We start from the raw sequence: 25993 nt of genomic DNA on the forward strand, positions 1-25993 counted from the left end.
CTCCAAGCATTTTTATTTTACTCACTATTGAGCATTCGTATCCATGAAAAATAGTTCCCAAAGATGACCGTCAATATCCTCAAAACCCCACCCGTACATAAAACCATGGTCCTGTGGCTCTTTTGAAGGCTTGCCTCCAGCTTTTAAAGCATTATTGACAATCTCATCAACTTTTTCCCTGCTATCAATAGATAAAGCCATAATGGCTTCTGAGCTATTAGTTGTATCAGCAATCTCTTTTTTAGTAAAGTTCTTGTAGTGGTCTTCAACTAACAACATGGCAAATATATTATCACTGATGATCATACATGCGGCTAATTCATTGGTGAACTGAGAGTTAAACTCAAAACCTAACTTAGAGAAAAACTCCTTAGTCTTATTTAGATCTTTTACTGGTAGGTTAACAAAAATACTTTTTGCTTGGATTCCCATATCTTACCTCCCTTATATTTTCCATCCTAGAGGTAATTCTCTATCGCTCCTACTAATTCCTTCAGTATTTAAACAAAAAGTACTCCCCGAAACTTTCACAGAAGATACCGGTCCTTACGGTTAAAATCACTGTGTAAGTATATGGATTGTCCTTAAACAGCATTTATCGTTAAAAATAAGCTTGAATTTAGGTAAAGTAGATTAGAAGGCAACTTAGTACTAGAAAAGACCCATTAAAAAAGAAGAAGTTCAATTTTATTAAAAAACTGAACTTCTTCTTGAGTTATTTTGTGTACGTGCTTTAGAGCCAAACTCGTTAGGATGATGCCTACCCGTTTTTCTTTTTTTGTTCCTTCTTTTTACTTTCGGACTTACTCTCGCTCAAGAGTTCGAGTACTTTATTAGCATTAAAATCGCCTAGCTCATTGCTGTACTCTTCGCTAAACGTTTCACGATTTTGATGTTGATTGCTATTCTTGTTTTCCATTTTGTAATCCTTTTTTAGAGTTGCGGTTTGCACCCTTCATTGCGTCTTCCGCAATCGCTTCTTGAGCAAACTCTGTATCCGGCATACTTTCTGTTGGTGTATTATTATTTTTTAAGGCTGCATCAAATTTTACTTTTCTCTTAGCCATAGTGAACACCCCTTATCTAAAGTTGAGGATTTTCCTCACTGTTTATTGTTTCCGTTTCTTCCTTGCCTATGAGCTTTTTTTAGACGTCAAGCTCCTTTCATATCCTTGTGGCCGTTGGAGATAATAAGAAGGAAACACTAAATAAAGGGGTGAGATGTTTGAAGAAAAAGAAAAAGACTGAAGATCAACTAGAAGTGCCATTTATGAATGAAACCATGCCACACCAACCCGAAGCTCCAGTGTTCAAAGGGAGTGGTATTAAGATGGAAAAACCATTCGTGAATGAGCATGGAGTGGTAATTGGCGACAGCTTTTATGATTCACCTAACTCTCCGCTTAATAATTGGTCGGACGACGTGGATCCTTCTATAATGGCAGGAGAAGAATGGGTTCACCCTACCAATGATATTGGCTGGAATACAGCTGAAAATAGGGACTTAATAGAGAAAAAGATACCACCACAAGGTGTTCCTTTTACACATCCAGATAAGGATGTTAGCTATAATCAGGATTAATAAAGTAAAGCATCAGCTCAAATGAGGCTGATGCTTTTTGTTGCTGTCGAGCTATACTGATACTTAAGAAAGAACACTGTCTTAGAGATAACGTAAAAAATAGCCTGCTCGACGCAGGCCTTAACCTTCTGCCTTTGGTTTTATCTCCTTTAGAGCAATTAAGCCAGCGAGAATACAGATCCCTGTAATACTATAGTACATTACTTGATGAGATGCTTTCATAAGGAGAACAAACACAGGAGGACCTGCTGCCACCCCAATAAATCTCATTGAACTATACAGTGAGGTAATCGTTCCTCTTTCCTCTTTTTCAATTCCTTCTGTAATGAGTGAATCCATACAAGGTAACGTAACCCCGATCCCTACACCACAGACAAAGAAAATGCCAAGCAAGAAATAAATATTTTCTGTAAAACTAATCGCAAAAACAGAAGCTGCTAATAAGGCAATGCCCCCCACTGTTATCCATTTCATTAAGACTTTATTCTCTTTAATTTTTCTACCTGTTATAAACGAAGCTAAACATAACGAAGCAAGTGGGATTGCTAAAATTAAACCTTTTTTTACCCCTTCTATACCATGTTGATCCTCAAGCATAGAAGATAAGTAAAAGAGTACGCCAAATAGAACAAACATCAGTATGCAGCCAATGGCAAAAATGGCATATAACCATCTTCCACTTTCCTTAAATATTTTTTTTACTGACTTAAGAAATTCCTTAAAAGGTAAGGGCTCATCCTGTTTTTTTGGACTTTTAACTAAAAATATCATTAAGATAATAGAAATTAAAGTAAATGCAGGAATGGCAAAGAAGGGTAAAAACCACACAATCCCGGCGAGTAAGGAACCTAAAATAGGACTTAACACCTTACCGAACGTATTGGAGGTCTCAATGACACCCAGCTCTTTACTTACTTCTTCTTCACTTCTAAACATGTCTCCAACTAGAGGCATCACAACAGGAGCTGCACCTGCTGCACCGACACCTTGCAACACTCTTCCAACGAGAATCATCATGTAAGGATCCTTCATTTTCCATGAGGCCCAACCTGATATTAATCCTCCAATACCCGCTATAATTAAACTAGGAATAATTACTTTTTTACGTCCAATTCGATCCGATAAATAACCCGCTATCGGAATGAGAATAATCGCCACAATGGAATATAAAGTTATGACCATACTTACTTGAAACGAACTAATTTTCAACTTTTTCTCAATTGTAGGGAGAACGGGGATAAGCATTGAATTCCCTAAAGTCATAACTAACGGTATGGAAGCAAGTGAAACGATTGACCACTTTTTTTCATGTTCCATTTAAACAACCTACCTTATCAGAATTGAATTCGACTCTATTATCATTAGTTTTTCTTCGTAAATTTATATTGTAAGTTAATGGTAATGGTGGTTTAACGCAGTAAAGCGGTGGGGGCCAGGCCCCCACCGCTTTACTGCGTTAAATAAATAAATAACAAAAAAGGACCTTCTGCAAGAGAAGATCCTTTGTTTAGCCGATAATTACTCGTTCTTTTGGATAATGGTAGCGGACTTTCTTTTCTCTTCGACCACCTAATAATACTAATACGAGAATAATCCCAATTCTTCCTACGAACATAAGGAAAATGATGATACATTTACCTAATGTGCTTAAGTCAGGGGTAATTCCCATTGATAGTCCAGACGTACCGAATGCAGAGCATACTTCAAAGATAATGCTGATAATCGGAAACGGTTCTGTGACTAAAAGGATTAAAGTGGCAGAGAAACAAATGATAATCGCTAAGAATGAAATAGCGAGTGCCTTTAGAATATCATCTTCATGTAATTCTCGATTGAATATTTTTATGTGTTTATTTCCCTTTGCAAAATGATATATAAATAATAGGTTTAAAGCAAAGGTCGTCGTTCTTATTCCCCCACCTACAGAGCTTGGAGAGGCACCTATAAACATTAGGATGGATAAGAAGAACAACGTCGGTTCGCTAAATTCATTAACATCCATTGTAGCTAAGCCACCACTTCTCGTGCTAATCGACTGAAATAAGGAATAAAACAAAGCTTCATGCCAAACCATGTCTTTGAAAAAATTCTTGAGCTCTAAAAGTATGATGACAATCGTACCAAATACAATTAATAGAAAAAAAGTAATGGATGTGAGCTTCGCAAACAATGAGAATCTAAATCGATAACCATCCGTTTTATTAGTAAGGAAGTCTTTTACCTCAATTAAGACAGGAAATCCAATTGCTCCAAGTATGATGAGTAACATATTAATAAATTGTACAAAGTAGTCTTTGGCAAACGGAATAAGAGAACTACCGGTTATATCAAATCCACCATTTGTAGTTGCCGAAATGGAGGCGAAAAAACCCTGTAAATATGCTTCTTGCCATGTAGGAAAGTAATTTAAAAAATAAGTTCCTAAGATCAATGCACCCATTAATTCAATAATAATAATGATGGCTAAAATTTGTCTCATTAAGTTGACGAGACCAGACAAATTAGTTTGGTTCTGATCTAGCATAATTAATTGTCTTTCCTTCAGACCAATTTTCTTCCCCATAATTAAATATACAAAGGTCCCTAGTGTCATAACCCCGATACCGCCAAATTGAAGTACGAATGCGAGAATGAAGACCCCGGTCACACTAAAGGTATCTGCGGTGGAGACTACGGTCAATCCCGTTACACTTACTGCACTAACAGCTGTAAATAACGCATCAATAAAACTCCATGTTACGTCTTCTTTATGAGCTACAGGTAAGCTAAGCAATATAACTGATATGGTTACAGCTATGAAATAGAAACTGACAATGAGCTGTGCCGGACTAAGCCTATGTAGCTTCATTTTAAATGGTTGAAACATAAATTGACCCTAACCTTTCACACTTATTATACACTCCCATTTTGACCTATATAATCGAAAAGGGCAACAGCCTTTCGTAAATCTATTTATTACAAGTCCTGTATGGTTATGAGATTCTTTCCATCAATTGAAATCATTGGACAGTATTAGTTACTATACAGTCTCTCATACTAAGAAAGCAATACCTTATTGCAAAAGAAATGGAAGGAGTCGATCCAAATGGCTAACAGTAGTAATAAACTATTAGTGCCTGGTATCGAACAGGCATTAGATGCAATCAAATATGAAATTGCTGAAGAGTTTGGTGTGAGCCTAGGCTCAGATACAGTTGCAAGAGCAAATGGTTCTGTTGGTGGCGAAATTACAAAGCGTCTTGTAAAGACAGCCCAACAACAAATCAATGGTCAATTTAATCCACAACAATAATTAAATATACATGGCTTAACCCGGAATAGTTGATATTCCGGGTTTTACATGAGGCAGAAATTGTTATCAATACTACATGTACTGATATTTCAACGGAAAATAGATTGATTCCAACTTCTTACCGAGTATTCCAACAAAATATAAAATCATTCCACGAAATATTGCCTTATTTCACTATTCTACCTACTAATTTCACGAAACAATGTAAAAGAAAAAGAGCAGGTTTACCCTACTCTAGTCATCGTCTTCTTCGTCGTCATCGTCCTCGTCGCGATCTTTGCCTTTTTCATCGTCGTCATCGTCATCGTCTTCTTCTCTGTCATCATCGCGATCTTCTTTTTTATTTTTAATTTTTTCTTTTACTTCTTTTAGTTTTTCTTTTACATGTTCGGTCTTCTTTTCTTGCTTTTGCTCTGTTGCTTTTTGTTGATTGGCTTTAGCATCGTTATTTTTTTCCTGCATCTGAACCTTAGGTAATTCTTCTTTTTGTTTCTCTACTACTTCATTCTCTTTATCGACAGGCTTTACTGGTTGTTCTACAGGCTTATCTTTTGCTTCTGTTTCTTTATTACTTTCTTTTTGTTCTTCATCTTTTGTAGCCATGATGAATTCTTTAACGTACTTTCCTGTAGATAAGCCTTTTCCAATTGCAAGCTCTCTATCCTGAATGCCCCGGTCCAAGACGGTAATTTTCACATTCTCTGCTTTGTGAGCTTTAGCTATGGCTGATACATTTTTTGTTAGTTTTTCTTTAAGTACATCTCCTTCATCATCCACTACGACTGTCGCAATGATGACCTCTGCACCTTCCTTGTAATACCCAGATTCTCGACTATCCTTGATGATAGATTCCGTTACACTCTCAATGGAGTGATTTTTCCATTCTTCCAAATTAGCTATAATGGCTCTACCTTCTTGGTTATATGCTTTTAATGTAATAACCCTTAGCTTCTTATCAACAGCTGCTTCTATACTTGGATTGATATCTATAGACATATAGGCATATACCTGATGACTGTCATAATAGGAAAAGGCAGTAAAAAATAATAAAATGGCTGCTATTGAACTTGCTAATGCTATTCGTAACTTGCCAAAGCTAAAGTACGGAGTTTTCTTAAAACTAGCACGTTCATTTAACGGAAAAAAATCAATTTCCTCTCCAACTTCATAATTCTCTCTCACTTTTCGTCCTTTTAGAAATTCACCATCAGGGGTAAGAACCGTTACATGTGTCGCATTAACCTCCAGCACTACTCCTTTCTTCAATTGTCCATCACCCCTTTAACATACTCTTTTAAAAATGTATAATCGCTTGCCATGATGATACAAACCGCGATGATATACTTTCTATTTCGTTCTATCGTTTTGCGACTAACTTCAACTTCCTTCTCTAAGTCTTTCATAGGTAGCCTTTTCTTTTCAAACAAAATCCGTTTAAACTCAGAATTACTAATGACTTCCTTTGCTACCTTCATTGCATTTTCTCTTGCATCCGAATGCTTGGGAGAATTCTCAACTAAATCCTGAAAGCTTAAATCAAATTGCTTTAATACCGATTGATAGTGAAAGATTTCATCTCTTCGATGTTCTTCTTCTAGCTTTTTATAATAATTGTCTACTGACACATCTACCTCATATTTATTTTGAACAGTTTCTTCATCATTGATTTGAGAATCAAGTTTGACTGTTTGTTGTCTACTTTCTTTCCTAATAAAATCAATGACTCTTCTTTTTATAATTAATTCTGCAAATGAGAGAAGCGAACTTCCCTTATCTGACGAATACTTTTCAATGGATTCATTAAAAGCAATGAGTCCAATACTAAATTCATCATCCATCTCCGTAATATATCGTTTGCAGACTTTCGAAACTGTCTTTGCTATAAAAGGTTTATAATCATTAATAAGTTCATCTTTAAGTTCAACATTCCCGTTTTGGATGTCAATTACCTTATCCTCAAGGGTTTGCGTCTTTTTTAAGTTAAAGAGTAAACTAAGCATAAGGCTTCACCTCTTCTCTTCAATAAAAAAATTCGTGATTGTATAAGAGTATGTGACCGTCGTGTTAAAATTAATTCATATTAATTTTTTGCTACTTTCTATCCATACGAAGTAACAAAAATGAATCCTTTCATTATAACATGACGTTGCCTTATAGATAGTACCAAAATATTGAAGAGGATTCGTTTAAGTTTGCCTGTTTTTCATATAAACACATGTATCTATAGCATCTTGACATTGACTTTAGCGATGGCGCCAACGCTTTATCTATTACAATGGCTTTGTTCCATTTACCATAACGTACGCATCTTCCTCCCCCTTTTAGGGGGTGAATTTATAAAACAATTTCATACACTTTGGATGACGTATAAAAGCCCTCTCTTTAGTAAGAAAGGGCTTGTTTCTATTTTCGAGTAACTCTGAATATAACCACTCTTTTTTTCCACATTACATATAAAAAAATGATGATCACTAATCCTACTGCGACTGGAAGTAAATATTGATTTGCTAGGCTTCCGACATCCTTCCAACGTGGCCCTAATTGAACTCCCAAAAATACATAAAGCGCAGTTATGGGAAACATGGCAATAAAGGTGTATATACTAAATACCCAGACGTTCATTTTGGCCATGCCACAAGGTATTGAAATTAGCGTTCTCACACCAGGAACAAACCTGCCTGTAAAAGCAACAATCCCTCCATATTTTGTAAAGAAGTCATCTGCTTTTTGAATTTGGGCTTCTTTAATGAATAGGTACTTTCCATATTTAAGGAGAAATGGTCTGCCACCAAATCTTCCAAGTGCATATAAAGTAAGCGGTCCAAACGTTCCCCCTAGCGCTCCCGCTAATACAACGAGCCAGAAAGACATATCTCCCTCATACACCCAATAGCCGGCAAGAGGTAAGACAACCTCAGCAGGAACAAATTCTAACGTTAACGCAATTGCAACACCTAGATATGAAAACTGCTTTAGAAATTCTACTAATGTTATAATCCATTCTTCCATTTATGGCTTCCTCTCAATTTAAACTTTTTCTAAATTAGTGTCTTGGTTCTTAGAAAAATGCAACTGCATAGATCATTAAGGTAGTTAGTAATAATCAGGATTCTTTTCCAAAAGCAACAACATTTACGAAAAAGCCTTTGTAATTAATTAAATAGGACATACATCGTTATTTTAAAGGTATGCGTGTAGGAGGTCAATGATTGATTGGAAAGATTATACCCGTGTGAAAATAGTTAGTAGGGAAAAACTATAACAAACAATTTTTGTAAGGATGTGTTAATTTATGCATACAATGTGGAAAGGCTCTATTAGCTTTGGCCTTGTTAATATACCGATTAAGCTTTTTTCAGCAACCGAAGATAAGGATATAAAATTAAGAACACTTCATAAGGAATGTCATACACCCATTAAGTATGAAAAAGTCTGTCCAAATTGCGAAAAAGAGGTCGAAGCCGAAGATCTAATCAAGGGTTACGAATATGTGAAAGGGAAATTCATTATGATTTCTGATGAAGAATTAGCCAGCTTAAAAGAAGAACATGAGGAAAAAAGTGTAGAAATTATTGATTTTGTGAATTTAGAGGAAATAGACCCTATTTATTTTAGTAGGTCTTATTATATGGGTCCTGGTGAAAACGGAAATAAAGCATATGCATTATTACGTGAGGCATTACAAAAGTCAGGGAAGATTGGTATTGCAGAAATCACCATTCGTTCAAAGCAGCAAATGGCTGTTGTCAGAGTGTATAAAAACACGCTTGTCATGGAAACCATTCACTATCCTGATGAAGTAAGAAATGTAGAAGAAGTACCAAGCGTCCCAGAAAACGTTGAGATTAACCCAAAAGAGCTTGACACTGCCATTATGCTTATTGATCAGCTGACGACTGAATTTCAACCTGATAAGTACAAGGATGACTACAGAGAAGCTGTTCATGGACTTATTCAAGAGAAAATTAATAAGAATGAGGGAACGACAGCGAAAGAAGCACCTCGTACAAACGTTGTTGATCTCATGAGCGCATTACAGGCTAGTATCGAACGTACTAAAGATAAAGCCCCTACAACAACTAGACCGAAAACAGCGCCTAAAGCAGAGCCTATAGCTGAAAAGAAAACTGGAACAGAAGCGACTACTGCTGCTCCTGCTGACAAAAAGAAAACAAGAACGACTCGAAAAAAGGCTTAAAAGTTAGGAGTGAGTTTTGCTCACTCCTTTTTTGTAATCCAAGTAGCAGCATCATATAGATCATTAAATCGAAAATCTGCCATATCCGCTTTCTCATCTCCGACTATAATCGTTTTCGTCCCCGCTGCTTTTCCCGCTAAAATATCAACATCTCGGTCACCTATCATATAACTTGTACTTAAATCCACACCATGTAACCTTGCTAAATCTGTAATCATTTTGGGACCTGGTTTTCTACACTCACAACCGGCCGTTGGCTTATGAGCACAATAAACGACTTCAACGATTGAGGCACCGTATGCACTTAAATCTTTTTCTAATTGTTGATGAATAGCCTTCAATGCTTGCTCTGTCATATAACCTAAACCTACTCCACCTTGGTTGGTGACAACAAAAACAGGATAACCAGCATCATTTAGTAACTTAATGGCTTCTCCTACTCTAGGAAGTAAATATAGATCACTTGGTTTATTGACAAATTTTACTCGCTTGGTTAATACCTCATTAATGACTCCGTCTCGGTCTAAAAATATTGCACTTTTCATAGGAAAGTCCTCCTGTCAGCATTGATCTAAATAAATTATTGCATAAAAACAGTGAAAATAAAAAAAGGTAAGGTTAAAAGAAGTGGAAAGGAATTAAACATGTATCGAATTCCTAAACCGATGCTCCCTACCTTAACAACCGATTTCCCAAAAGGAAACGAGTGGGCGTTTGAGATCAAGTATGATGGATTCAGAGCCCTTTTTTATATTGACGAACATAGCTTTCAATTCATGAGTAGGAATGGTCTTTCTTTACATCCACAATTTCCTGAGGTGGATGAAGCTGTTGCTTTTGCAAGAGAGGTATGGAAGGACTCTCTTCCTCTATTATTCGACGGGGAGTTATGTTTATTAGATTCTCCTTTTAAAGCTGATTTTGAAGCCATTCAGTTGCGAGGAAGGTTAAAGTCTCAGGATAAGATTATGGCCGTAACAAAGGAGAAGCAAGCTCATTACTGCGTTTTTGATGTACTCATGATGAAGTCTGAAGTTATTTCTCAAAAACCTTATAAAGAGCGAAAAGGTCAATTGCAGGAACTATTTAAAGAAGGAGATTTACCATTAGAGGTTCAACCACATTCTTCTGTATTTTTTCAATACATACGAGAATTCGATCAGCATGAGGTAATTTGGAAGCTAGCTGAACAGTATGATGCAGAAGGTGTCATTGCGAAGCACGTTAACAGCAAATGGGAGGATGGAAAACGAACGACTCAGTGGTACAAGATAAAAAATTGGAAAGAAAGTACTTTTTTTGCTATTTCCTATGAGAAGAAAAATGGATATTTTCATTTAGGTGTTGTACGAGATGGTGAACTGTACAGTGTAGGGTTAGTTTCTCATGGTTTTTCATCAGAAGAAAGGGATGCTCTCATACAAGTAATAAAAACTAATAAAACTAACGAAAATAACGAGTTTATTTTTGTGGAGCCAGGTATTTGTATGGACGTGCAATTTTTAGAGCTTTATAAGGAGCAGCTAAGGCAGCCAGCTTTTAAGCAATTTCGTTTTGATGTAAAGTGGCAAGATTGTACATGGGAAAAGCTACAACAAAGTATTCATCCTATTCCTGAAGAAGTAACGATTACTCATCCTGATAAGCCGTTATGGCCGAAAGTGAATATTGATAAGCAGACTTATTTATTTTACCTAAGAAGCATTGCTCCTTACCTCTTACCGTTTCTAGAGAATCGCTTGTTAACAGTCATACGTTATCCACATGGTATGTTAGGGGAAGCCTTTTATCAAAAAAACTGTCCTGATTATGCGCCCGATTTTATTCAGACCTCGATGTCAGAGGGTATTAATTATATTGTTTGCAATAATATGGAGACTTTAATGTGGCTTGGTAATCAGCTCGCTTTTGAATTTCACATTCCTTTTCAAACGATAAATTCTACCGGACCTTCTGAAATAGTCTTTGATTTAGATCCTCCTTCGAGGGACTTTTTCCATTTAGCGGTGAAAGCAGCTCTCTTAATGAAGGAAGTATTTGATGGACTAAAGCTTCAGTCGTTTATCAAAACATCTGGAAACAAAGGGCTCCAAATTTATTTACCTTTACCAGAAAATACGTTTTCATATGAGGATACAAGAAAATTTACAGAGTTCATTGCTCATTATTTAATTACGAAGGATCCTGATAGCTTTACGATTGAAAGATTAAAGAAAAATCGTGGACAAAAACTTTATGTAGATTATATACAGCATGCAGAAGGCAAAACCATCATTTCTCCCTATTCGGCAAGAGGGAATGAAGACGGACTAGTTGCCACTCCCCTTTATTGGGAAGAGGTAACAGAGGAGCTCACCCCTGAATTATTTCCTGTGAACAAAATGGTGGAACGGATCAAGCAGGTTGGTAATCCATTCCAAGATTACTTTAAAGTTAAAGAAACACAGCCTTTTCAAGACATCTTAGATTTTCTAAATCAGACAGAATAAAATTAGGTTGCTTGCTGACTCAGGTACCAATAAGTACCTGAGTTTTTAGTTACTATATTCAATTAACCAACAATCCCGATACTCACCTTCATGCCATTCTCGCTTTGGGAGAAGCATCTTTTTTACAAATCCGCATTTTTCATAACATCGGATAGCTCGAACATTCCACGTTTGTGGATCCATAATGATTTTTGAGGCACCGACTGTATTGCTTAGAAAATGTACCATTGTGTTTATTAACTCTGTACCTATTCCCCTGTTCCAATAGGAAACCTCACCGATAAATTGATCCATCCCGTAAATTGTTTCATCGTCACGATAGGAAAATTCAAGCCTCTCTTCAGAATCAATTGGGTAGTATTGGATATAACCAATAGGCTGATCTTCATAAAAAACAATATTCCTAAACACTTCTTCTTCTCTTTCATAGAAAGTTTCTTTCACTTGTTCAAGTGAAAATGGTCGATCACGACCTTCATAGAATTCTAGTACTTGGTCATCACTCAACCACTTTGTCAACCATTCAGCATCTTCTTCGGCTAGTGGACGTATTGTTAACGGTCCTTGTTTAATGATCACTATGAGCTCATTCCTTTACTTGGAGTCGGTATTGGTTGTTTTCTTGCTTGAAAAGGTAAACCTTGTTTCCAATTTAACCCATATCCATTATAAGGTATAAGTTGTTTTCTGTGTATGTAAATCTTTGACACTTTGACACAGTAAAGATAAATAGAAAAAGCCTCCTAAACAGGGGCTTTCTCTGTTTGTTCTAGCTTCATTTTCACTAGAACTAGCTTTATCTTAAAGTAATCAATGTCAGCAGGTAACTCTTCCTTAATTGGTTTTAAGCGTTCTTCACCAAGCTCTATGACTTTTTCCATAATCGCTTTTTCTTCATCGTCATTAAGAACGCTGTACCAATCAAACTCATTTCCTTCTTCCACTGCTTGAATAATGTGATTTTGTATCGTGACAAGTGATCTTTCTCGTTGAGTAGATATCTCTTTTAGTGTCATTCCCTGTTGGTACAGGTAAAAGGATTCCAAATGACTCGGCTGCTTGTTGTTTTCTGATATGGGCTTTAAAGTTTTTACTTGCACCATTTGTTCATGAATGACTGTTAAAAAACGAGCTCCGTATCGTTCACGCTTTTGCTCACCGATCCCTTTTACCTGTATGAGTTCTTCCATTGATAATGGCTTGATCTCACTTAACTCTCTTAAGGTCTTGTCTGAAAAAATCATGAACGGCGGAACCTTTTCTTCACTTGCTATTAGCTTTCGTAACTCTCTTAATTGTACGAATAATGGTTGATCGCCTTCACTTTGCTGTGTTGGTAGACTAACTCCTTTTTTATATACCCTGACTTCCCCAAGTAGTACCGGGAGTGAAAGTTTTGTTAGAGAGACTATCGGGTACTTTCCTTCAGATAGTTGTAGAAACCCTTCTGCGACGAGATACTGAATAATGGAAGTAATCTCTTTTTCCGTATACTTGGAAAGAAGTCCGTATGTCGAAAGCTTCTGAAAATCAAATTCTTGAATTCTTTTATTTTTTGAACCCTTTAACACTTGAGATACGAGGGTAATGCCAAAACGCTCATTCATTCTTTTGATGCAGGAGAAAACGATTTGGGCTTCTTTAGTAATCTCCACTTTTTCTCTTGTATCCTTACAATTAGCGCAAGTTTGACAAGTGTTGAATTGATCTTGATCGTTAAAATATTGCAATAAATAGACTTGCAAACACTGCTCTGTATGGCAAAAATCAACCATTGTTTGCAGCTTTTTATATTCCTGTTGTTTTAATTCAGGATTTAGCATAGTTTGTTCGATTAAAAATTTCTGAAGTTGAGTATCTTGTGGAGAGTATAATATAATGCACTCACTAATCTCTCCATCTCTACCTGCACGTCCAGCTTCTTGATAGTAAGACTCAACATTTCTTGGTAACTGATAGTGAATGACATACCTTACATTCGATTTATTAATCCCCATTCCAAATGCATTAGTAGCAACCATAATTTCAGAATGATCGTATAAATATGCTTCTTGACTATTCTTCCGTTCTTCCTCCGACAGTCCTGCATGATACTTTGATACCTTATGACCTTTTTTTGCTAAAAAGTCATGAATCTTATCAACGTCCTTTCGAGTGGAAGCATAGATGATTCCTGGCTTTTCTTTATTCCTAGAAACATAGGATGTAAGGTAAGCCATTTTATCTACACCCTTTTCTACCGAAAGAATGAGGTTGTCTCGTTTAAACCCAGTAGCTGTCACATTTTGATTATCAATGGAAAGCATTTGACAAATATCCTCTACTACCTCATTTGTAGCGGTAGCCGTTAAAGCCAGAATAACAGGATTTGAAGGAAGAGTTTGAATGACCTGGGAAAGTGTTCTGTAGCTTGGCCGGAAATCATGACCCCATTGAGAGATACAATGCGCTTCATCAACTGCAATCATTTCCACACGGAGATTATCAAGCAGGGAGCAAAATTGAGGAGATTCAAAACGTTCTGGAGCTACATAGATCAATTTATAAGTTCCATTCCGAGCTTCATGTAGCCGCTCATCAACTTCCCGCTGTGTTAACGAGCTGTTTATATAAGTGGCAGGAATATTCATCAGATTTAAGCTATCCACCTGATCCTTCATTAAAGATATTAACGGAGAAATGACAATCGTAATGCCCTCCATTAAAAGGGCAGGAATCTGATAACATACAGACTTTCCACCACCCGTAGGCATTAGCACTAACGAATGCTTCCTCCTAAGAACATGCTCAATGACCTCAGCCTGGCCACGCCGGAACGAATCATACCCATAATACTTTTTTAATAAAACCTCAGCATCTTTAAGAATACAGTACCCCTCCTAAACTAGTTACCTTTTACTGCACAACTATTATATCAAAGATTCAGGAATATTAGATGAGGAATTAATTAGGATTTACTTATAAGTTGATGCTCTTTATCACATTAAAGCATTGGGGGCCAGGCCCCCAATGCTTTAATGCACTAAATGACTAAATTTCGATTGATGTTTAACTAGCTATACTAGCCCTAGCTTGTTTCGTTGCTGCTCGATTACGCTCGGAAGGATTCTTTCAAACAGAATCTCTACAGTAATGGTAGTGCCAGTATCAACTTCAATATAGTTCCACCTTGGCTCACAAATCCCTAGAAATATTCTTAATTGATCCGCCGAGAATGGTAGGAATGGAGATAGTAGGTTCGATAAGTTAGCAATGATTTGTACACAGGTATATAGTGTATTTTGACAGTTAGTTATATCTTCGTTTAGTGCAAGCCAAGGTTTTTGTGCGTCAAAAAATTTATTGGCATCACGAATACAGTGAAAGATCTCTTCTATTGAGGATTTAAGTTCTCCACACTCCAGTTTCTCCCCTACCGATACATACAAATGACTAAGTTTATCTTCGAAGGCTGGTTCAATTACTCCGGATGGAACCTTGTTGTTAAACGCCCTTCCTATAAACTTTAGTGTACGATTTACAAAATTTCCGTAAGCTCCTAGTAGTTCACCATTATGGGAGTGAACAAAATCTTGCCAGGAAAAATTGGCGTCTTTGGTTTCAGGCCCGTTAATCGTGACATAATAACGAATGGTATCAGGATGAAAAGAATCTAATAAGTCAGGCAACCAAACTGCATAATTTTTACTTGTAGAGATTTTCTTTTGTTCGATGGTCACATACTCATTTGAGATAATATGGCTCGGTAAGGCTAAATTTTCTAATCCTAGTAATATGGCTGGCCATATTATAGTGTGAAATGGAATGTTGTCCTTTCCATGAATATAGTAGGATTTCACGTTTCTTTCCCAAAAATCTTGCCAGTCATGACCAGTAACATCTGCCCATTGTTTTGAAGCAGATAAATAACCAGAAACAGCTTCAATCCAAACGTAAATCTTTTTATCTTCATACCCTGTGATAGGAACAGAAACTCCTATCGAAAGGTCTCTTGTTACTGCACGGTCATGTAGCCCTTCAACCAAATACCTTTTTGTTAGCATAACAGCGTTTCTTCTCCATTCACCTTCCTGGCTTGCTCTCTCTACAAGTTGACTAAGCTCCTCCTGAAACTTAGAAAGAGCAAAATAAAAATGTTCAGTCTCTTTTATTATTGGTTCAAGTCCACACAACTTACATCTCCTGTCTAGGAGTTCTAGAGGATCAAGGATAGAAGAGCAATGATCACATTGATCCCCTCTTGCCTCGGAACGACAGTGTGGACAGATACCTTCCACATAACGATCAGGCAAAAACTGGTGACATTCATTACAGTATGATTGATCAACTTTTTTTCTATAAATTAAATCCTTCTCTACTAGGTCTTTAAATATATCCTTAACTGCCTTATGGTGATATTCATGATCTGTTCGAGTATATAAATCATAAGTAAAACCTAACTTGTTAAAGCATTTCACAAACTCATCATGATAATAATCAGTAATCTCCTCAACGTTCTTACCTTCTTGACTTGCTCTAATAGCAATAGGAGTTCCATTACAATCACTTCCTGACACATAAAGCACTTTCTCTCCCTTTATACGAAAATATCTCGCTAATACATCCCCAGGAAGTAAACTCGAAACATGCCCCAAGTGAAGAGAACCATTCGCATATGGCCACGCCCCCCCAATAAAAACTGCCATTAAAAATTCCTCCATTCATTATTTAGTGTGGATTTCTCTTTATCGCATTAACGTATCGGGGGCCAGGCCCCCGATACATTAGTGGAGTAAAGTGGTGTATTTCGAGTACTAACTAGAAATAAAAAACCTCGCCCTCTTACAAGTTCACTTGTAAAAGGACGAGGTTTGCCTCGTGTTACCACCTTTTTTCACTAATAGCTTACACCATTAGTCTCAACAGGTACGGAACATAGTTTATTTCTGCTCGATACCGTGACGTTTGTAACGGACGTCAAATCCCGTTGCAGTCTACCTCCATTAAGGAATCGGTGCACAGCTCTGAGACCATTTTCCAATAGTAGTTCTTGCTTCTTTTCAGCAACCGAAGCTCTCTGTAGAAGAACATAGTTATTGTACTTTTCTCTTAATAGCCTTTAACACATTTTTACAGAATGTTCCAATAAAATCAAGTGTTTTTTATTTCATGTATGTAGTTCGTAAAAAATAACAAATACTACCTATAATTAAGTAAAAGGAAAGGAGTGTCTCATCTTACATCCATGGCTCAACTAAAATTCTGTTCATTAACTATTATTTTATTCCTCATCAGTCCTATATCTACATTGGCCACTACAAACTGTTCGTTACCTTGCAAATATCAGTCGAACAGTTGGGAAATTCATGTTAAAGAAATAAAAACAGATACTCTAGAGTCCGGTTCACTTTGGTTTAAGCTAAGAAATAAAGAACTTACTAAACAAGATATTTCTATAGACGGTTTAGTAGAGAGTCCCATTCTAGAACTTAAGTTACCTTTCTTCCAATCCGTTCTTATTCATTCTCTACCACAAAATCAAGAATTTATCTTTCAACAATGGCTAGAGCAGATTAACCCCGAGCAACTTGAACTCGTTGTAACCTGGCTTACTGGAGAAGAAATTCAAAGGGAAACACTAATCATTAATCTAAATTAGTTGTTTTTCATCAGAATTAGCTTTAACACATTAAAGGAGTGGGGGCCTGGCCCCCACTCCTTTAATGTAATAAAGTACCTTATTTAAAACCTATTTTTATTTCAATATTTATATTTGGGTTGTTACTAACTCAAACTAATAGTGATAAGATTTATAGTATTAAAGTTAGTATAGAAGGAGAAAATTCTTATAAGTAAATTACCTTATAAATTATCGTCAATCCCATAGACCTCACATACTCATCTCCTACCACATCAAATTTCTCAAAAGACCTTTTTGTCTCTCACTTCATGCAGCAATCACAGCTACCACCATTTTTCACAACATGATCCTATTATTAAAAAAGATATTTCCCAAGAAATTTGTCGAATCTTAATTAACACCCAATACCCCTATTAAAAATCAAATATTCCTCTGCGTTTCACACTATAATTCTAAGTCATTTAGGTATCTATTAAATAACTTCTGTCCATTATATTAGTAAGGAGTTGAGATCGTAATGACAGATTCTACGTTTAAAATTGTTACTAAAAATGAAGAAACTAATAGTACTACTATTGTGTACCTATGCCAGAATGATCCCTTACAAGATTCTCTTTTTCAATGTTCATTTTCAAAAGATAATAACGACTACGTGGTTACCGAGCATCTACAATACTGTATGAAATCAGAAAATTTTCTAGATATTCAAGGTCTGTATTCTAACGAGCTTCAGCAAGAAATCATTACTGCATTACACAATTGTAGCTAGAAAATCAAATTAACCTTAAATCTCCGCTGAAACCACCTTATGACTTTCTTTCTCATGCATAGCTTGAACATCTTCTATTGCATCTGGGAGCTCTTTGTCTAAATTTCTAATCCGAGGATGCAAGTAATATACTACACCAAGAATTGCCCATAAAATCCCTAATATGATAAAGAGTAAGCCTATACCTCTACTTTCGCCAACTCCAATCAGTCTACCTATACTGCTAGCTAATAATCCTCCTTCTACCATCATTGGTGTAAAGAGCTTTTCTGCAACTGGACCCGCTGTTATATATGCAAATGGTGCTAGGGAAAGGGCTACCATTCTCCTTAGTGCAAACACCCTTCCTTGAACATTAGGCTTTACCTTCCTCTGCCAAATCGATTGACTTGCTGCATTGCCAAATGGAATGAGTGACATAGTCAAAAACATTCCAATCGTAATGACATAAACTGACGACACAAAACCTGATATACTTAGTCCAATTGCACTTAAGAATCCGAATAAAATAAACTGTTTAACTTGATCTTGCATCCCCTTCCAGACACTCATAATTATTCCACCTAAGAGCATTCCACCTCCTGTAACAGAGATGGCAATTCCAAGAGCTCTTTCATCTCCAATAGTTAGAATTAAAGGCTGCATTAGAACATTAACGTAGCCTAACAAAAAGTTAGCAAAGGCAAAATAAAGTAACAATCCTAAAAGTGCTGGCCTTTTTTGAATATAGTCCCATCCCAACATAGCTTCTTTTAGGAATGGCGCCTTCTCTTGATTTTCTTCCTTTTTTAATTCAGGGAATCTAACAAAAACTAAGGTAGTAATGGCAATGATGAATGTGATGAAATCAACTAGAATTACTCCTTGTAGACCAATGATTCCTAATAAAAATCCCGCCGCTAATGGAGCAATAATCATAGAAAGAGAATCCGCCATTTGAACCATCCCGTTTGCTCTTGATAAGTTCTCTTTAGGGACAAGTAAAGCTATCGTGGATTGATAAGCAGGCATTTGGAACGCACTACTAAATGAACCGAGTGCTGTAGACAAAAAGATATGCCAAATTTCCAGTTGATTTGAGAGGAGAAGGACAAAAATAAGTAATGTACTAAATCCTGCTACACAATCGGCTAAAATCATTACATTTTTTCGTTTCCACTTGTCTACAACATAACCGGCTATTGGAGAAGCTAAAACTCCAGGAAGAACCGAAGACATGACAATTAAAGAAAATAGTGTGACAGATCCTGTTTCCTGAAAAACCCAAACACCTAATGCAAATCCAGTCAATCCTGAACCAATTACGGATGCAAGCTGACCAAACCAAATGACTAAAAAAGTTTTAAAACTTTGCTTAATCATGGCCAACCTCCTAATCTATTATTTTATGAAAAGATAAAAATAAGTTATATTCCTCTCCATTGCCTTCTGAAGCTGTTTTCTGGTTCATCTTTTCATTCCATTTCTCAGACAAACTCTTTAACTCATTGTATAATTCGTCACGATCTTCATTGGTTAGAGTCTGTTTCATTTGAAAAAATAAAGGCTTAAAGAACTCCTCATTTTTTCTTGCCTCTTCAATAGATTTTAAAAAACTGTTACGAAATTCACGGAGAGTAGAATTAATAATTTGGCTTTGTTCATGGAATTCATGGATACCCTCTCCTTCTGTTCGAGATAAGCGAATTCGTATGTTTTTCGCTATTGGCAAGTAATACTTCTCAACAATTCCACCATTAATTTTTGTGTCAATTAAGATTAATAACCCGAGTTTTTCAAGTTCTTTAACATGATAATGTACTTTAGAAGCTGGCAGTTCCAATTCATCTGCTACTTGTTTAGCTGTTCTCGGCTTATCATCTCGAAACATACTTATAATTCTCATTCGCAAGTCATCAGATAATACTTTAGCTTGTTTCAAATTTTTAACTTCGTAATAATCTAACTGTTTCATTATTCATATCCCATCCTCAATCAAATTAATTTTATCGTTCAAGAAAATTTGAATGGTAAATTTAATTTGATTATATAACCAATTTCCATTTATTTCAATAGTTTTACAATTATAATAAAAATAATCTGTTTATAAACTTATTTTACACTTTATTACATTAAAGGAGTGGGGGCCTGCCCCCCACTCCTTTAATGCGATAAAGCAACTTATAACTACTAGTAGGACCGTTCGAGTAATTTGCGCATATGCTTTACTAAACACACGAAAAAGGAGAAAAGAGATGAGTTATTCTTATACAGATTTACTAGCTCTATTTGGTATTGGTGGGGCTCATCCTGGTGGCTTAACGCTGACAAGAGCTGTTTTGGATGAGTTGCCTATCAATGAAGAAACCGCACTACTTGAAGTGGGGTGTGGTACTGGCCAAACGACAGCATATCTTGCACATCACTTTCCTTGTAGGCTCTATGCCATTGATCAACATCCGGTAATGATTGAGAAAACACGTAAAAGGTTGTTAGGTAAGCAAGATTCAATTTCATTATTAGAAGGTTCTGCTGAGGATCTTCCGTTTGTAGATAACAAGTTTGATTACATTCTGTCCGAATCAGTCACTGCTTTTACCAAAGTACAGGAATCCCTAAAGGAATACTCAAGAGTCTTAAAGCAATCCGGGACACTTACACTCATTGAAATGACGAAACTTCAGTCTCTTAGTGATCATGAAAGTCGTGAATTATTAGACTTTTATGGCATTCATGACATTTTCTCAGAAGAAGATTGGCTTTTGCACTTAGAAAGGTCAGGCTTTAAAAATGTAACAACGTTTTCTATACAATTAGAAGAGTTAGTTCCAGATGAAGATGATTTTACTGAGTTTGACATTAGTCCTGGAGTAGATCCTTCACTTTTCGATAAATTAGATCGACATGAAGAGTTAACCAGTAAATATAAAAACAAGCTGGGTTTTCGTGTATTTTTTTGTAAAAAGGCTTAACTAGTCAAATGTACAATCCCTGACATCCTCCTAAACATATGTTAGTAGCGTATAGAAAATGTAACAGGGTATCGTATTCGATACTTGTTATAAGTGACTGCTATGCACAAAGGAGGTAAGATCAATGTCTCATGATATTTACGGATTATGCTGTCGTTATCAAGGTAAGGTAGTTAAAATTAATGAGCACAACGGACGCGTTCATTACGGACGAATCACTAGAGTTAGTAGAAACAATGTCTACCTAGAACCGATTGGATCTCGTGGTGGTCTTGGTGGATATGGGTATTGGGGCTATGGATATGGATACGGCTATGGTTACGGCGGTGGGTATCGCGTTGCATTAGGTGTAATTGCTGGTGTCGCTCTTGCGGGTCTATTCTTCTGGTAATATATAATTATCTTAATCGCATTAGCAACGATATTTTTCAGTTCAGTTTCACACTACTCCCTTTAACACATTAAAGCAGTGGGGGCCTGGCCCCCACTGCTTTAATGCGCTAAAATCTTATCATTCATCTCTAAAAGCCACTCTTGTCTCATATAATCGATTAAGCTTATAAATTAATAAACTGTTCAGGGAGGATGGAAGATGGATAGACAGCGTACGTTTTTTTATGGGTTGATTATGGGAGTTGTGTTCATGATGTTTCCTGTTCCGAGTGTATCTATTTTAGGTGAATTACTGGTTACGCTTAAAGGTGCGATTCAAATTATTGGGTTAATCTTATTTATTGCCTGTAGTCTTCCTTTGATGGTTAGTGTTTATAAAGCATTTATTAGGTAGCTTTTTGGTTGAGGTTACATAATTTTGGGCCTCCTGGTACATTCTATTAGTCGTACAATAGAAGAGGAGGATGTTCACATGCAGAAGAATGCTAGAGGTTATGCACAGGAGTCTTATACTTCATTAACAAATGCGAAGGATCAATTGCAACAAGCTTTACAAACGGTTGAAAATGACGGGAATCGTCAAAATATTGAGCAATCATTAAAAATGGTTGAGCAAGCACTACAGCAATGTAGCCAAACAGTTAGCCAATTAGAGCAAGCTTAATATCAAGTATCACAAAAAAGGTAGGTTGTCTCCCCATAAGGATACACCTACCTTTTTCAAATAACTTGGCCCATTAAAAAGCAATTCTTGAACCAGTAGCTAATTTGTTTGCATACTCTTCTAACAAGTCAACAGAATTGATATCTGTTTCAAACAAAGGTATAAAGTGAATATCTTGGTTCTTAAACTCTTTATGAATCCATCGTACATACTCACGTTCTGTTTCTTTTCTTTTCTTCCAAAACTCCCCTTCCACTTGCTCCGACAATACTTTATTGACAATAAGCCCTTCAACTTCTAATTCGTGATTTTTTAATAACTTAATGGCCTTTGATGTTTCTAATATAGGAAGTCGTTCAGGATTTAATACAAAGATAAATCCCGTCATTCCTTTGTTTAATAGAATTTTTCGTACAGCTGCAAATCGTTCTTTACGCTTTTGTAAAACTTCGTAAATGGGATCTTCAATCGGCTCTCCATCATTTAAGAGTTGTACATAGTTCTCGTTGCGCTTTTTTCTTCTCTCAAGCATTCCGTCAATCCAAACTCCCATTAACTCTGGTAACGTCAGAAGTCTGAGGGTATGACCTGTTGGTGCTGTATCAAAGATGATGGTGTCATATTTCTCTCCCTCATCTAAGATAATTGAAACAATACGATCAAAAAGAGCCGCTTCCTCAGCACCTGGAGACGAACTGGCCGCATCAATTTGTCGGTTCACCTCATCTAGCATTGTTGACTTCACTACACCGTGAATATTTTCCTTTACCGACTGAATGTAACGCTTTGATTCTAAGGCAGGGTCTATTTCAATTGCATTTAGATTAGGCAGTACCATGATAGGCTGATTTGTTAGCTCTTTGTGAAAAATATCCCCCACATTATGAGCGGGATCCGTTGATATAAGTAGCGTTTTCTTCTTTTCTTTTGCATGTAACAGTGCCAGGGCTGCAGCACTTGTTGATTTACCTACTCCACCCTTACCACCTACAAATAAAATTCGTTTATTCATTAACATCGCAAATCTCCTTAACAACAGCGTATTCCATCAAGTGGTGATTTTTCCATCCCCATTCGTAAATGCCAATCATGAAACTTTTCAAGGATATAAGGATACAGCTCTAACGTGTAATAAAAAGCTGGATTGGGTAAACCAAGCGTTTCTGACATACAAAGTAATAAGAATAAATCATCCTCATCCCTTAACTCTCTAGCGATTTCAGTCCGATGTTGAACAGATAAAATTTCATCATAAAGCGTTAATAAACGTTTCAAAGCCGAGAGTCCTTTTTCCACAAGCATCACCTACTTAAAAAAGTGAAAAAGGGAACCCGTATTATACGGGCTCCTCTCTTCCCTACAGATTTGTATGAATACTAGTTGGATCATCTTTCTTTGATAGTTCTTTGAAGGCAGTTAGGACAATCCAGATCGCAAATACTAAGATTATACTACCTAAAATAAAGAGTAGTAGGTTCGCGTCTGTCTCTCCAAATCCAGACCATTGGAAGAATACTTGTTGAACCATTGCCCAAACTGTCATCGTCAGGATAAACACCATTGGTATGAACGTAACTAAGTAATTTCGACCTAATCGTTTTAACCAAATCGATATGAGCAATAAACTAATGCCCGCTAACAACTGATTAGATGTTCCAAATAACGGCCACAGTAAGTATCCACCAGAACCGAATCCGTTTGGCCCTTTCGGTAAAAGAACTAACGCTGCACTAGCAAATACTGCAACAGATGTAGCAACATGAGTCTTTGTTAACGTGTTGACCTTATATTCCTGTCCAAGCTCTGAAATAATGTATCTCATTAATCGAACAGAGGAATCTAATGTAGTGGCAGCAAAACTTACGACAATAACCGAAATAATGGTTCCAGCGATACCAGCAGGAATTCCAATACCCGTTGCTAGTTGAGCTCCACCTTTAATAAAGTTTCCTAAACCACCCGCATTCGCTGCTCCAAAGCTGTTATAAGCTTCTTTAAATTCTCCCACATTTGCAAATACAGTCACACAAGCAATAATCGAGATTAAGGCTAAAAACCCTTCCCCAACTGCTCCAAGATAACCAACAAATCGTGCATCCGTTTCTTTATTTAACTGCTTAGAGGATGTACCCGATGAAACAAGTCCATGGAAACCTGAGATGGCTCCACAAGCGATCGTAATAAATAATAATGGTAACCATGATTTATCCGCAGCATCAAGATTTGTCATCGGAGCTGTAATCTCAGGACGAAGAACGAATAAGCCAAGATACATGACCACTAATCCGACCACTAGCTGATGAGAGTTAATATAATCTCTCGGCTGAAGCAATTTCCATACCGGCATAACGGAGGCGATATAGCAATAGACCATTAAGATAATGATCCAAACAAAGAATGCTAGTGAAACTCCATTTAAGCCGAATATTGTCGTTGTTTCAGCACCACCAAAATAACTTACTAAATCAATTTGTAAGGCTGGCACTAAGGAAGTAATAACAGCTGAACCATACATAACAGCAAGTGCAACTAAAGACGGTAACAGCATGCCTCCTTTTTTCTTGTATACAGAGTACCCAATCCAAATAGCTAATGGAATTTCAATAAAGACTGGAATAACACTTGCTGGGAATTTAATAAATAGATTGGCGATAACCCAAGCAAAGACCGCATTTACCATTAAAACTAGAATTAAAATAATAAATAAGAATAATAGCTTTGCACGCTTTCCAATTAACTTATCCGCTAGAGTACCGACAGATTGCCCTTTATTTCTTACAGACAAGACTAATGTTCCAAAATCATGAACACCTGCAGCAAAAACGGTTCCAAGAATGACCCATAACAAAGCAGGTAACCAACCCCAATATACGGCAATCGCAGGACCTACGATCGGTGCTGCACCTGCAACTGAAGTAAAATGGTGACCCCATAATACAGTCTTTTTAGTTGGAACAAAATCTACTCCATCATTAAATTGGTGTGCAGGCGTAACAAAATTAGCATCTAATTTAAAAATCTTCTCTGCCACAAACTTAGAGTAATAACGATAGCCAAGCGCAAACACAATGGTACCAATAATAGCTAACCATATACCGCTCATACTTTTCCCTCCTATGACTTTATTTTAGTACCAGATGTTAAAATCTGGGTCTAATTGAATAGTAATAATATATGAAAACGTTGTCAATAATATTATTTGAATTTTTTGTAAATACATTTTCTTACGAAGAAAAGACTCTCTTTGTATAGATTGTTGCTTCCGTAAAAACCCACTAGGTAGCACAGTGATCAGTGCTTTATAGGGAGAGTTGCCCTTGTACCTACCAACATGTGATATATAAAATAGTTCCACTCATTACTCATATTCGTATTACAGAAGTTAGCAAAATGATGCTCATGAAAAATGCAGTAGAAAATGATGTGGACGAAGCGATCTCTTCTCTATTCGTAAAGCGTATTAATTTCATTTAGATGATTTCCAAAGGTTTATCCGCGAAAACATGAGAACAGTGGTAGCATATAAACGATTTTATAAAGATGATTTTGAGAAGGACTTTATAAATCTGTTAGATGAGAAATTATCTACTTTTAACGAAAACAAAGAACAATCCCTCTCCATTAAAGATCACATTCAGAATGTATTGAATACCAATCGTTTGAGAAATTTAACGAATAAACCTGTAGTAGAACCTATTCAAAGTTTTCCGTCAGGTTTATACAGCCAAAAGGATTTAATGAATTTATTTAACATCAAACACAAGGTGGCGTTATATCGTAAGTTAGAGTTACTGGGAATTAATAAAATGGAGTTAGGAAACATGGTACGTTATTCAAAAGAGGAAATAGACGAAGAACTACAAGAAGATAATGATAGAGAATTCCTTGCTAGAATGTACATCACAGATTTTCTTCATTTAACCAAAACTTATGGGGATAAATATATTCTAGAAATACAAAAGCAAGCTCTAAAGGTTTTGGAAAAGAATGAAATAGCGGGATTTTAAACAAGAAAATCCTCGTCAAAGACGAGAA

General features: G+C 36.5%; 29 protein-coding genes and 1 other annotated feature. Of the genes, 12 read left to right on the forward strand and 17 right to left on the reverse strand.

The annotated features are described in order from the left end of the window. Positions 1–24: 24 nt before the first annotated feature. The 3 genes from LT143_RS00005 to LT143_RS00015 form a co-directional block, all read right to left on the reverse strand. Positions 25–432, reverse strand: a complete 408-nt coding sequence (locus LT143_RS00005) for a VOC family protein (protein ID WP_246938492.1) — start codon at positions 430–432, stop codon at positions 25–27. 328 nt (positions 433–760) lie between these two features. After that, positions 761–919, reverse strand: a complete 159-nt coding sequence (locus tag LT143_RS00010; RefSeq protein ID WP_246938493.1) for a hypothetical protein — start codon at positions 917–919, stop codon at positions 761–763. Then, positions 903–1067, reverse strand: coding sequence for a hypothetical protein (locus LT143_RS00015; protein WP_246938494.1), 165 nt, complete (start codon positions 1065–1067; stop codon positions 903–905). The genes LT143_RS00010 and LT143_RS00015 overlap by 17 nt, the downstream gene beginning before the upstream one ends. 158 nt (positions 1068–1225) lie before the next feature. On the opposite strand from LT143_RS00015, the gene LT143_RS00020 reads away from it, so the two are divergent. After that, complete coding sequence (locus LT143_RS00020; RefSeq protein WP_418909785.1) at positions 1226–1582, forward strand: DUF3905 domain-containing protein; 357 nt, start codon at positions 1226–1228, stop codon at positions 1580–1582. A gap of 120 nt (positions 1583–1702) precedes the next feature. On the opposite strand, the gene LT143_RS00025 is transcribed toward LT143_RS00020, so the two are convergent. After that, entirely contained in the window at positions 1703–2899 is a 1197-nt protein-coding gene (locus LT143_RS00025; protein WP_246938495.1) for a bacillibactin exporter BcbE, read from the reverse strand. Between the two features lie 190 nt (positions 2900–3089). After that, positions 3090–4430, reverse strand: a complete 1341-nt coding sequence (locus LT143_RS00030; protein WP_272495646.1) for a TrkH family potassium uptake protein — start codon at positions 4428–4430, stop codon at positions 3090–3092. A gap of 237 nt (positions 4431–4667) precedes the next feature. On the opposite strand from LT143_RS00030, the gene LT143_RS00035 reads away from it, so the two are divergent. Beyond that, positions 4668–4874, forward strand: a complete 207-nt coding sequence (locus LT143_RS00035) for an alpha/beta-type small acid-soluble spore protein (protein ID WP_246938497.1) — start codon at positions 4668–4670, stop codon at positions 4872–4874. 234 nt (positions 4875–5108) lie between these two features. On the opposite strand, the gene LT143_RS00040 is transcribed toward LT143_RS00035, so the two are convergent. From LT143_RS00040 to LT143_RS00050, 3 genes are all read right to left on the reverse strand, one after another. Next, a complete protein-coding gene (locus LT143_RS00040) occupies positions 5109–6140 on the reverse strand; it encodes an anti-sigma factor domain-containing protein (RefSeq protein ID WP_246938498.1) in 1032 nt (343 codons plus the stop codon). Next, positions 6137–6874: an RNA polymerase sigma factor SigI gene (gene sigI / locus LT143_RS00045; RefSeq protein ID WP_246938499.1), complete on the reverse strand. Its 738-nt coding sequence runs from the start codon at positions 6872–6874 to the stop codon at positions 6137–6139. Before sigI ends, LT143_RS00040 begins: the two co-directional genes overlap by 4 nt. A 403-nt stretch (positions 6875–7277) precedes the next feature. Further along, positions 7278–7883 carry a DedA family protein gene (locus LT143_RS00050; protein ID WP_246938500.1) on the reverse strand — a complete coding sequence of 202 codons (606 nt, stop codon included), beginning with the start codon at positions 7881–7883 and terminating at the stop codon, positions 7278–7280. Between the two features lie 283 nt (positions 7884–8166). On the opposite strand from LT143_RS00050, the gene ku reads away from it, so the two are divergent. After that, entirely contained in the window at positions 8167–9072 is a 906-nt protein-coding gene (gene ku / locus LT143_RS00055; RefSeq protein WP_246938501.1) for a non-homologous end joining protein Ku, read from the forward strand. A 20-nt stretch (positions 9073–9092) separates the two neighbouring features. Here the strand turns inward: ku and LT143_RS00060 are convergent, their stop codons facing one another. Beyond that, the gene (locus tag LT143_RS00060) at positions 9093–9617 is read right to left on the reverse strand and encodes a D-glycero-alpha-D-manno-heptose-1,7-bisphosphate 7-phosphatase (protein WP_246938502.1); all 525 of its coding nucleotides are present in this window, start codon (positions 9615–9617) and stop codon (positions 9093–9095) included. A 51-nt stretch (positions 9618–9668) separates the two neighbouring features. Here LT143_RS00060 and LT143_RS00065 point away from each other — a divergent pair, with 51 nt between their 5' ends. After that, positions 9669–11561: a DNA ligase D gene (locus LT143_RS00065; RefSeq protein ID WP_336296583.1), complete on the forward strand. Its 1893-nt coding sequence runs from the start codon at positions 9669–9671 to the stop codon at positions 11559–11561. Positions 11562–11606: 45 nt separating this feature from the next. Here LT143_RS00065 and LT143_RS00070 read toward each other — a convergent pair whose 3' ends face one another. The 3 genes from LT143_RS00070 to metG all read right to left on the reverse strand — a co-directional run bounded on the left by LT143_RS00070 (position 11607) and on the right by metG (position 16246). Next, a complete protein-coding gene (locus LT143_RS00070) occupies positions 11607–12140 on the reverse strand; it encodes a GNAT family N-acetyltransferase (protein WP_246938503.1) in 534 nt (177 codons plus the stop codon). A gap of 164 nt (positions 12141–12304) precedes the next feature. Beyond that, the gene (gene recQ, locus LT143_RS00075; protein WP_246939108.1) at positions 12305–14428 is read right to left on the reverse strand and encodes a DNA helicase RecQ; all 2124 of its coding nucleotides are present in this window, start codon (positions 14426–14428) and stop codon (positions 12305–12307) included. 189 nt (positions 14429–14617) lie between these two features. After that, positions 14618–16246 carry a methionine--tRNA ligase gene (metG, locus tag LT143_RS00080; RefSeq protein ID WP_246938504.1) on the reverse strand — a complete coding sequence of 543 codons (1629 nt, stop codon included), beginning with the start codon at positions 16244–16246 and terminating at the stop codon, positions 14618–14620. 151 nt (positions 16247–16397) lie between these two features. Next, positions 16398–16663 (reverse strand) — a binding site (T-box leader). A gap of 122 nt (positions 16664–16785) precedes the next feature. Here metG and LT143_RS00085 point away from each other — a divergent pair. After that, positions 16786–17199, forward strand: a complete 414-nt coding sequence (locus tag LT143_RS00085; protein ID WP_246938505.1) for a hypothetical protein — start codon at positions 16786–16788, stop codon at positions 17197–17199. A gap of 499 nt (positions 17200–17698) precedes the next feature. Then, a complete protein-coding gene (locus tag LT143_RS00090; protein WP_246938506.1) occupies positions 17699–17950 on the forward strand; it encodes a hypothetical protein in 252 nt (83 codons plus the stop codon). Positions 17951–17965: 15 nt separating this feature from the next. Here LT143_RS00090 and LT143_RS00095 read toward each other — a convergent pair whose 3' ends face one another. Beyond that, positions 17966–19312, reverse strand: a complete 1347-nt coding sequence (locus LT143_RS00095; protein WP_246938507.1) for an MFS transporter — start codon at positions 19310–19312, stop codon at positions 17966–17968. Between the two features lie 10 nt (positions 19313–19322). Then, positions 19323–19904 (reverse strand): winged helix-turn-helix domain-containing protein, encoded by a 582-nt coding sequence (locus LT143_RS00100; RefSeq protein ID WP_246938508.1) that lies wholly within the window; start codon positions 19902–19904, stop codon positions 19323–19325. Positions 19905–20184: 280 nt separating this feature from the next. Between LT143_RS00100 and LT143_RS00105 the strand changes: the two genes are divergently transcribed. The 4 genes from LT143_RS00105 to LT143_RS00120 all read left to right on the forward strand — a co-directional run bounded on the left by LT143_RS00105 (position 20185) and on the right by LT143_RS00120 (position 21958). After that, positions 20185–20901 carry a class I SAM-dependent methyltransferase gene (locus LT143_RS00105; RefSeq protein WP_246938509.1) on the forward strand — a complete coding sequence of 239 codons (717 nt, stop codon included), beginning with the start codon at positions 20185–20187 and terminating at the stop codon, positions 20899–20901. Positions 20902–21025: 124 nt separating this feature from the next. Further along, complete coding sequence (locus tag LT143_RS00110) at positions 21026–21292, forward strand: hypothetical protein (protein ID WP_246938510.1); 267 nt, start codon at positions 21026–21028, stop codon at positions 21290–21292. Between the two features lie 201 nt (positions 21293–21493). Then, a complete protein-coding gene (locus LT143_RS00115) occupies positions 21494–21688 on the forward strand; it encodes a hypothetical protein (protein WP_246938511.1) in 195 nt (64 codons plus the stop codon). Positions 21689–21766: 78 nt separating this feature from the next. Beyond that, positions 21767–21958 carry a hypothetical protein gene (locus LT143_RS00120; RefSeq protein WP_246938512.1) on the forward strand — a complete coding sequence of 64 codons (192 nt, stop codon included), beginning with the start codon at positions 21767–21769 and terminating at the stop codon, positions 21956–21958. Positions 21959–22031: 73 nt separating this feature from the next. Here LT143_RS00120 and LT143_RS00125 read toward each other — a convergent pair whose 3' ends face one another. The 3 genes from LT143_RS00125 to LT143_RS00135 are packed head-to-tail and all read right to left on the reverse strand — an operon-like array spanning position 22032 to position 25061. After that, positions 22032–22976, reverse strand: a complete 945-nt coding sequence (locus LT143_RS00125) for an ArsA family ATPase (RefSeq protein ID WP_246938513.1) — start codon at positions 22974–22976, stop codon at positions 22032–22034. 11 nt (positions 22977–22987) lie between these two features. Further along, complete coding sequence (locus tag LT143_RS00130; RefSeq protein WP_246939111.1) at positions 22988–23260, reverse strand: cory-CC-star protein; 273 nt, start codon at positions 23258–23260, stop codon at positions 22988–22990. Between the two features lie 55 nt (positions 23261–23315). Next, entirely contained in the window at positions 23316–25061 is a 1746-nt protein-coding gene (locus LT143_RS00135) for a carbon starvation CstA family protein (RefSeq protein WP_246938514.1), read from the reverse strand. 230 nt (positions 25062–25291) lie between these two features. Between LT143_RS00135 and LT143_RS00140 the strand changes: the two genes are divergently transcribed. Both LT143_RS00140 and LT143_RS00145 read left to right on the forward strand, forming a co-directional pair. Further along, positions 25292–25432 (forward strand): hypothetical protein, encoded by a 141-nt coding sequence (locus LT143_RS00140; protein WP_246938515.1) that lies wholly within the window; start codon positions 25292–25294, stop codon positions 25430–25432. A 38-nt stretch (positions 25433–25470) separates the two neighbouring features. Beyond that, positions 25471–25965: a hypothetical protein gene (locus LT143_RS00145; protein ID WP_246938516.1), complete on the forward strand. Its 495-nt coding sequence runs from the start codon at positions 25471–25473 to the stop codon at positions 25963–25965. Positions 25966–25993 lie beyond the last annotated feature (28 nt).

This window comes from Bacillus pinisoli (assembly GCF_023036475.1).
In the GTDB taxonomy this organism is placed as follows: domain Bacteria; phylum Bacillota; class Bacilli; order Bacillales; family SA4; genus Bacillus_BS; species Bacillus_BS pinisoli.